Source organism: Acinetobacter endophylla, from assembly GCF_053543775.1.
Genome location: NZ_JBLVOM010000243.1, coordinates 25,661 through 32,408, shown reverse-complemented (window position 1 = coordinate 32,408; position 6,748 = coordinate 25,661). Strand labels below are relative to the sequence as shown.

The 6,748-nt window shown below is 43.0% G+C and carries 10 protein-coding genes; 4 read left to right on the top strand and 6 right to left on the bottom strand.

The genetic code is table 11. From position 1 onward, the window contains the following. Nucleotides 1-710, top strand: a 710-nt coding sequence (locus tag ACNPNW_RS11415) for a M16 family metallopeptidase (RefSeq protein ID WP_448766977.1), incomplete at its 5' end; no start/stop codon positions are given. Here the strand turns inward: ACNPNW_RS11415 and ACNPNW_RS11410 are convergent. Both ACNPNW_RS11410 and ACNPNW_RS11405 read right to left on the bottom strand, forming a co-directional pair. After that, nucleotides 634-957, bottom strand: coding sequence for a hypothetical protein (locus tag ACNPNW_RS11410; protein WP_253147313.1), 324 nt, complete (start codon nucleotides 955-957; stop codon nucleotides 634-636). The genes ACNPNW_RS11415 and ACNPNW_RS11410 overlap by 77 nt on opposite strands. 98 nt (nucleotides 958-1,055) lie before the next feature. After that, on the bottom strand, nucleotides 1,056-1,415 hold the full coding sequence (locus ACNPNW_RS11405; RefSeq protein ID WP_034436454.1) for a hypothetical protein: 360 nt from the start codon (nucleotides 1,413-1,415) through the stop codon (nucleotides 1,056-1,058). A 224-nt stretch (nucleotides 1,416-1,639) separates the two neighbouring features. On the opposite strand from ACNPNW_RS11405, the gene ACNPNW_RS11400 reads away from it, so the two are divergent. The 3 genes from ACNPNW_RS11400 (at nucleotide 1,640) to ACNPNW_RS11390 (ending at nucleotide 2,941) form a co-directional block, all read left to right on the top strand. After that, the gene (locus tag ACNPNW_RS11400; protein ID WP_004278686.1) at nucleotides 1,640-1,873 is read left to right on the top strand and encodes an SEL1-like repeat protein; all 234 of its coding nucleotides are present in this window, start codon (nucleotides 1,640-1,642) and stop codon (nucleotides 1,871-1,873) included. A 151-nt stretch (nucleotides 1,874-2,024) separates the two neighbouring features. After that, nucleotides 2,025-2,405: a DUF2750 domain-containing protein gene (locus ACNPNW_RS11395; RefSeq protein WP_004645256.1), complete on the top strand. Its 381-nt coding sequence runs from the start codon at nucleotides 2,025-2,027 to the stop codon at nucleotides 2,403-2,405. Nucleotides 2,406-2,509: 104 nt separating this feature from the next. Continuing rightward, entirely contained in the window at nucleotides 2,510-2,941 is a 432-nt protein-coding gene (locus ACNPNW_RS11390) for a CBS domain-containing protein (protein WP_004278688.1), read from the top strand. A 130-nt stretch (nucleotides 2,942-3,071) separates the two neighbouring features. On the opposite strand, the gene trpB is transcribed toward ACNPNW_RS11390, so the two are convergent. The 4 genes from trpB to ACNPNW_RS11370 all read right to left on the bottom strand — a co-directional run. Then, a complete protein-coding gene (trpB, locus tag ACNPNW_RS11385; protein WP_004278689.1) occupies nucleotides 3,072-4,280 on the bottom strand; it encodes a tryptophan synthase subunit beta in 1,209 nt (402 codons plus the stop codon). Between the two features lie 107 nt (nucleotides 4,281-4,387). Then, complete coding sequence (locus tag ACNPNW_RS11380) at nucleotides 4,388-5,575, bottom strand: vWA domain-containing protein (RefSeq protein ID WP_348939742.1); 1,188 nt, start codon at nucleotides 5,573-5,575, stop codon at nucleotides 4,388-4,390. A gap of 13 nt (nucleotides 5,576-5,588) precedes the next feature. Further along, on the bottom strand, nucleotides 5,589-6,440 hold the full coding sequence (locus tag ACNPNW_RS11375) for an AAA family ATPase (protein ID WP_005262763.1): 852 nt from the start codon (nucleotides 6,438-6,440) through the stop codon (nucleotides 5,589-5,591). A 20-nt stretch (nucleotides 6,441-6,460) separates the two neighbouring features. Continuing rightward, nucleotides 6,461-6,748: hypothetical protein (locus ACNPNW_RS11370; RefSeq protein ID WP_448766976.1), on the bottom strand; the 288-nt coding region annotated here is incomplete at its 5' end.

Sequence of the window (6,748 nt, the reverse complement as noted above, 5' to 3'; positions counted from 1 at the left end):
GCTTTGAAGTGGTACATCTACCCTATAACTCGTCTCAGGCGCATGTCACCTTTGGGCATTTAGGCCCAACCCGCTTTACTGAAGATAAACTGGCTTTAGAAGTCGCCAATCGCATGTTTGGCGGTAGCGGATTTAATGCAGTATTGATGCAGGAACTACGGGTGAAACGTGGTTTTACTTATGGCGCTTATAGTTCATTGAGCTTTAGTCAGGCACCCGGCGTATTCAGCTTTAAGTATTCCACGCGTCAGGATCAACTGCTAGACAGCATTCAGGTCGCACATCAAGCATTTATCCACTTTGTCAGCCAACCTATTGATACTCAGCGTCTGGAAGAAACCAAAGCAGGCATGTTACGTGCTTTTCCTAATAATTACAGCAGTAATGCCACCATTAATGCCCAGCTAGGCAATATGGGTTTTTATAGTGAGCAAACTGATTATTTATCCAGTTATCCAGAACGCTTGGCTAAAATCACAGCGGCAGATGTACAAAATGCAGTGCGCAAGCATTTTCATCCTGATCGCTTAACCCTAGTCGTCGTCAACAAAGAACTGGATCAAAATGCCTTGAAAATGCGTTTGGAGCGAAATTTAATGGATGCCAATTATTACTTACCAACAAACCCTATGCCTAAGGCATCTCCACAGAGACCGGCGGAAGCTGACGTGCCCGAAGTGATTCCTGCTGATAAGCCTGCATCAATTTAAGATATTGCCCACGATGGATATGCTGCTGCTCTAATAAAGCGAGTGCCATATCCTGAGTTTGGGGAAGGTTTTGCTGTTTAGACAGTTGCTGAATCTGGGTGACTTGAGCAATGCTCAACGGACGATATAGAGCAAATGCGGCTAAAAGTAGAATGATCGCAATAATAAAAATAACCACACTGTTATAAATCTGTTCCAGTTTGATTCTGCTGAAAAATTGGCTTAGTTTTTCTGTATCTATAGACATACACTACCTCAGGTTAGAGGTAGTGTATGGTCGCAGTTACATAAGTTCAAGTCAGCGCACTGAATATTCATAAGAGCTGAATCCTGCTATTTCGAGGACTAATTCATGATTCTGGTAATAATTGTTGAATACAGCACCAATGCAACAACAAGCAATACCAGTGCAATTGCAAATTTACTTAAACCCGCTTCTGCTTCAGGCGGATGCAGACGATCCTCATCTGCAATGCGGACCAGCTCACCATTATAAAGCTTATAAAACTGCTCACGCTGGTTTTCATCCAGCGCACGGGTAAAGTCGTAGACTTCTTTACGTTGTGCCAGTCCATAATCACCCAGATGGGTATGTTTACTGAATATAGCTTGATCGAGTTTTTTACGATGCAAATCGGCAAGTTCCATAATTTGACCTGCAGTCGGAGGCATATCAAATTTCACACCATCTAAAGTTCTTGTCATCATGGCCTTCTCCTTATTGTTTGCTATCCATTTACAATGTAGCTTAATAATATTTATAGTTGTGTATAGTTTAATCAGTTAAACTATAACTTAAGTAAACAAATAAAATCGAATAGTTGACTTTTCCATTATTTTGTAATATTAGTTTAACAATACTAATTTATATTTGTATTTAGACTAAATAGTCTATCCTGTAATCATAATTAAAATTAAGGAGTTTTTATATGATACAACAACTCTCTCAACACGATCTGGAACATCTGTACGCAGATGCCGTGAATACCATTCAATCGCAAATGAACTTTGCTGATGCAGTAAAACAGCTTGAAGAAGCCGCTCGTGCTGGCCATGGTAAAGCAGCGCTTTTTTTAGCAGAACTTTATTATCAAGGTTTCCGTGTAGAACGAGATTCACTCAAAGCCCAGTACTGGCAGAACATGGCCACCATGCAAGCATAAAGAAACGTCACCTAGGTGGCGTTTTTTTATGCCCTTTTTTCAATAAGTAGCAATCAATACATATTTTCTTACGAATCCTTGCAAAGCTGAAACAGTAATTTCATATAAAGTTTCTAGAATAGAGCCTGAACTCCAATAGCACTTTATTCTAATGAAACCACGAAAAATTATTCAATTTGATCCGATCTGCAAAAACTTTCTGTTAAAGATCACGATGCTTAAATCTTTGATGAATTGTGGCGAGCTATGGGGCGCATATCACCAAGGCTGGGCGATGATGCGTGACCAGGAAGACTGTATCTTCCCATTCTGGCTCAATCCGCTGGATGCCAAAAATTATGCCCAGCAACATTGGCCGGATTACATTCCACGTAAAATCAATTCTGAAGATTTTGAAAATGCATTATTACCCACCCTGTCGCGACTGAATGTTACGCCAGCGCTGTTCAATACCAATGGAACCAAACTCAAACTGACTGCTGCACAGATGCGTCATCTGTTTTTTTCGCAACAAAGACTGCACATTGCTTAAATAACATGCTATTTATAAAGACTAAAACCTAAACACTTAGAGATGTTCAGGTTGAATACATACTCTAGGATTAATAATAAATTAACCAATAAGGATGATTAAGCATGACCAATGTGGCACAGGTGCTCAGTGAAAAAATGCATCAAGCTATTTATACCATCCGTCCAGATTCTACCGTTTTAGAGGCCATCACTTTGATGGCGGATAAAGGAATCGGGGCGCTTGTGGTAACCCATGAAGACAACGTGGTGGGGATTTTGTCAGAGCGGGATTACACGCGTAAGATCGCCCTGATGCAAAGAACCTCATTCGACACCACTGTTAATGAAATCATGACCTCTAAAGTGATTACCGTAAATACAGCTACTAGCGTAGAAGACTGTTTATCTTTGATGACTGAACGCCACCTACGCCACTTACCTGTGGTCGAACATGAAAAACTGATCGGTCTGATTTCAATTGGGGATTTGGTCAAAGCGGCCATGGATGACCAACGCAAATTGATTGAACAGTTACAGCAATATATCTCAGGTTAAAACACCATTTAGCTTCCTCTAAGGCATTTGAAGATCACTTAAGTGACACCAAGATAAAGTTTTATATCTGATGCATAAAAAATCCCGGTACGTGTATCGGGATTTTTTTATATGAACATTCTGAATAAAATCAGTTTAGACCTAATTTTTCTGCGACGTAATCTGAGTCTTTATCACCACGACCCGATAAGTTCACCACAATTTTGGTATCTTTTGGCAATTTACCCGCTTCACGAATTGCCCAAGCCACCGCATGCGAACTTTCTAGTGCAGGCACAATCCCTTCTACACGGGACAAGGTCATAAATGCATCCAGACATTCCTGATCGGTTGCAGTCGTATACTCAACCCGACCCAAATCTTTAAGCAAGCTATGCTGCGGCCCCACACCCGGATAATCCAGACCAGAAGCAATTGAATGCACTGGCAATGGCTCGCCTTGTTCATCTTCAAGCACATAACAGGCCATCCCATGTAACTGGCTCGGTTTACCTAAAGTCAATGTTGCTGAGTGCTTGTCAGTATCCAGACCATGACCTGCCGGCTCAACGCCTACCAGTTTCACATCTGGTTCATTTAAAAATGCAGTGAATGCACCCACTGCATTAGAACCGCCACCGACACAGGCAACGACATAATCAGGATTTGCACCAAAACGTTCATTGGCCTGAACTTTAATTTCATCACCAATAATCGACTGAAAATCACGAACCATCATCGGAAATGGATGCGGTCCAACCACCGAACCGATAGCATAGATGTAATTTTTCGGATCTTTCAAATATTCTTCAAAAGCACTGTCGACTGCATCTTTGAGTGTGGCTGTACCGCGAGTCACAGAAATGAGCTTGGCACCCAGAATTTTCATCTTGACGACGTTTGGATGCTCTTTTTCGATATCCACCTGCCCCATATGAATTTCACACGGAATACCCACCAAGGCACATGCAGTTGCCAAAGCAACACCATGCTGGCCGGCACCAGTTTCTGCGATGACTTTGGTCTTGCCCATATATTTGGCCAGTAGTGCTTCACCTAGGCAATGATTAATCTTGTGCGCGCCAGTATGGTTCAGATCTTCACGTTTCAAATAAATCTGGGCTCCACCGAGCTGTTCAGAAAGACGTTTGGCATGAAATAGTGGACTTGGACGACCGACATAATGAGCAAATAGGTCTTTCAATTCATTCTGAAATTCTTCAGTCTGACGAATTTCCTGATAGGCCACATTAATATCATCCATGGCCTGTTTCAGATCGGGTGGAATAAACTGACCGCCATACTGACCAAAAAAACCCTCTTCATTCGGTAACGCAATACCATTAATTTGATGAGCCATAATCATGCCTGAAATTTTAAATAAGAGATAATGAGTGACTTTATACTAGAATAATTTTTTTTAAATCACTAATAACTCTAACTAAAGTCACTTATAGATAAATGGAATTAACGCGCCAGATATTTAGTCATGTCTTCAATGCCTTTCAGCGTCATTGGAAACATATGATTTTCAAATATTTGCTGGATCAGACCAATAGTATGGGTATAATGCCAGTATTTTTCTTCTTCAGGATTCAGCCAAGCGGTTTTATCAAAATGCTGACGTAGACGCTGCAACCAGACTTGCCCAGCCTCATCATTCATATATTCAACCGAACCACCGACAGAATTCAGCTCATAGGGTGCCATGCTGGCATCACCGACTACAATCACGCGATAATCGCGCCCATAGGTATTGAACAAATCCCAGGTATTCATACGTGAACTGGAACGACGGACATTGTCTTTCCAGACATAGTCATACAGACAGTTATGGAAATAAAAATATTCCAGGGTTTTGAATTCGGTTTTCGCAGCACTGAACAACTTTTCACACTGGGCAATATGCGCATCCATCGAACCACCGACATCGAACAGCATTAAAACTTTGATGCGGTTACGACGCTCCGGCATCAGTTGTACATCCAGAATACCCTGCTTAGCCGTTTCACGAATCGTACCATCAATATCCAGTTCTTCGGCTGCACCCTGACGGGCAAACTTACGCAAACGGCGCAATGCCATCTGCATCTGGCGGCTACCCAAAATCTGCTCATCGTCCAGATTGCGGTATTGACGCTGCTCCCAGACTTTCACCGCAGAACGCTTACGCCCCGGCCCGCCAATACGCACGCCTTCAGGATGATCGCCATAAGCACCAAAGGGTGAAGTCCCACCGGTACCAATCATCTTGTTACCACCCTGATGTTTTTTATGCTGTTCGCGCAGACGCTCTTCTAGCATTTTCATCAGCTCTTCCAGCGATCCGGCTTTTTTCAGCTCTTCGCGCTGCTCTGGGGTCAAATGCTTTTCCAGCAACTCCAGATCAAACCAGTCTTTGGGCAGCTTATGCACCTGATTTAGCAGTTCATCCAGATCAAAGGTCGCGATACCATCAAAATAGTCTTTCATGGCGCGATCGAACTTATCGAAATAGCGCTCGTCCTTGACCATGACGGTTTTGGCCAGCTGATAGAATTCATCCTGATCGGCAAACACCAGACCTGCAGCAACCGCCTGATTCAGGTCAATCAGCTCACGAGTCGATACCGGCACGCCGTATTTGCGTAAGGTATAAAACAGTCGCACAAACATGCGTGTTTCTCCCTTAACGACGTGACATAAATGCTAGACGTTCGAGCAACTGCACATCTTGCTCATTCTTGATTAATGCACCGTACAAAGGTGGAATTGCTTTAGATTTATCAGTATTGCGCAGAATATCTTCCGGCATGTCGTCAGCCATGAGTAGACTGAGCCAGTCGATCAGTTCAGACGTTGAAGGTGGTTTTTTTAAACCCGGAATCTGGCGCAATTTAAAGAAAACCTGTAAGGCTTCATTCACCAGTGTGGTCGAGATATTGGCAAAATGCACATCAATGATTTCACGCATGGTGGCTTCATCTGGGAATTCGATGTAATGGAAGAAGCAACGACGCAGGAAAGCATCTGGCAATTCTTTTTCATTATTTGAGGTAATGATCACGATTGGGCGCTGAGTTGCGGTAATGGTCTCGCCTGTCTCGTACACATAGAACGACATTTTATCGAGTTCATGCAGCAAGTCATTTGGAAACTCGATGTCTGCCTTGTCAATTTCATCAATCAGCAGAACACAGCGTTCTTCACTGGTAAATGCTTCCCACAATTTGCCCGGCTTGATGTAGTTCTTGATGTCATAGACACGGTCATCACCCAACTGGCTATCGCGCAAGCGCGATACTGCATCATATTCATACAGACCTTGCTGTGCTTTGGTAGTAGACTTGATGTGCCAGGTGATCAGTTCCAAACCCAGACTTTCTGCAACTTGCTCGGCCAGTAAAGTCTTACCTGTACCCGGCTCCCCTTTGACCAGCAACGGTTTTTGCAAACTGCGTGCAGCTTTCACCGCAAGTTTTAAACTGTCAGTCGCGATGTACTGATCGGTACCTGAAAATTGTTGAATATCAGCAGACATGATTGAACCTTATTTTTTACTTACAGCGGTGAACTTTTCTCGTGAACACGAATATTGCTTTTGTTCGACACATAAGTCGACCAGCAATAGCCAATCACAGATCCGATCCCAATGACAAATAAAATAAGTGACGCATTAATCCAAACCAGGGATTGCTCTTTGGTCAGCACCCCAAATAACAGACCGAAGATCGCAGGTGCAATAGAAGCATTCGCCCCCTCAGATACCGTCGGTGTCAACAGAATGGCAAAGGCCACAATCCACAAAAAACCGCCCATAGGTTTAGGTAGACGTTTGGTTACGCCATA

Excerpts from the sequence above, each read along its gene's own strand:
- ACNPNW_RS11410 (WP_253147313.1), bottom strand. The coding sequence starts at position 957 with ATGTCTATAGATACAGAAAAACTAAGCCAATTTTTCAGCAGAATCAAA.
- ACNPNW_RS11395 (WP_004645256.1), top strand. The coding sequence starts at position 2,025 with ATGAAACCACGAAAAATTATTCAATTTGATCCGATCTGCAAAAACTTT.
- ACNPNW_RS11400 (WP_004278686.1), top strand. The coding sequence starts at position 1,640 with ATGATACAACAACTCTCTCAACACGATCTGGAACATCTGTACGCAGAT.
- ACNPNW_RS11405 (WP_034436454.1), bottom strand. The coding sequence starts at position 1,415 with ATGACAAGAACTTTAGATGGTGTGAAATTTGATATGCCTCCGACTGCA.
- trpB (WP_004278689.1), bottom strand. The coding sequence starts at position 4,280 with ATGGCTCATCAAATTAATGGTATTGCGTTACCGAATGAAGAGGGTTTT.
- ACNPNW_RS11375 (WP_005262763.1), bottom strand. The coding sequence starts at position 6,440 with ATGTCTGCTGATATTCAACAATTTTCAGGTACCGATCAGTACATCGCG.
- ACNPNW_RS11380 (WP_348939742.1), bottom strand. The coding sequence starts at position 5,575 with ATGTTTGTGCGACTGTTTTATACCTTACGCAAATACGGCGTGCCGGTA.
- ACNPNW_RS11390 (WP_004278688.1), top strand. The coding sequence starts at position 2,510 with ATGACCAATGTGGCACAGGTGCTCAGTGAAAAAATGCATCAAGCTATT.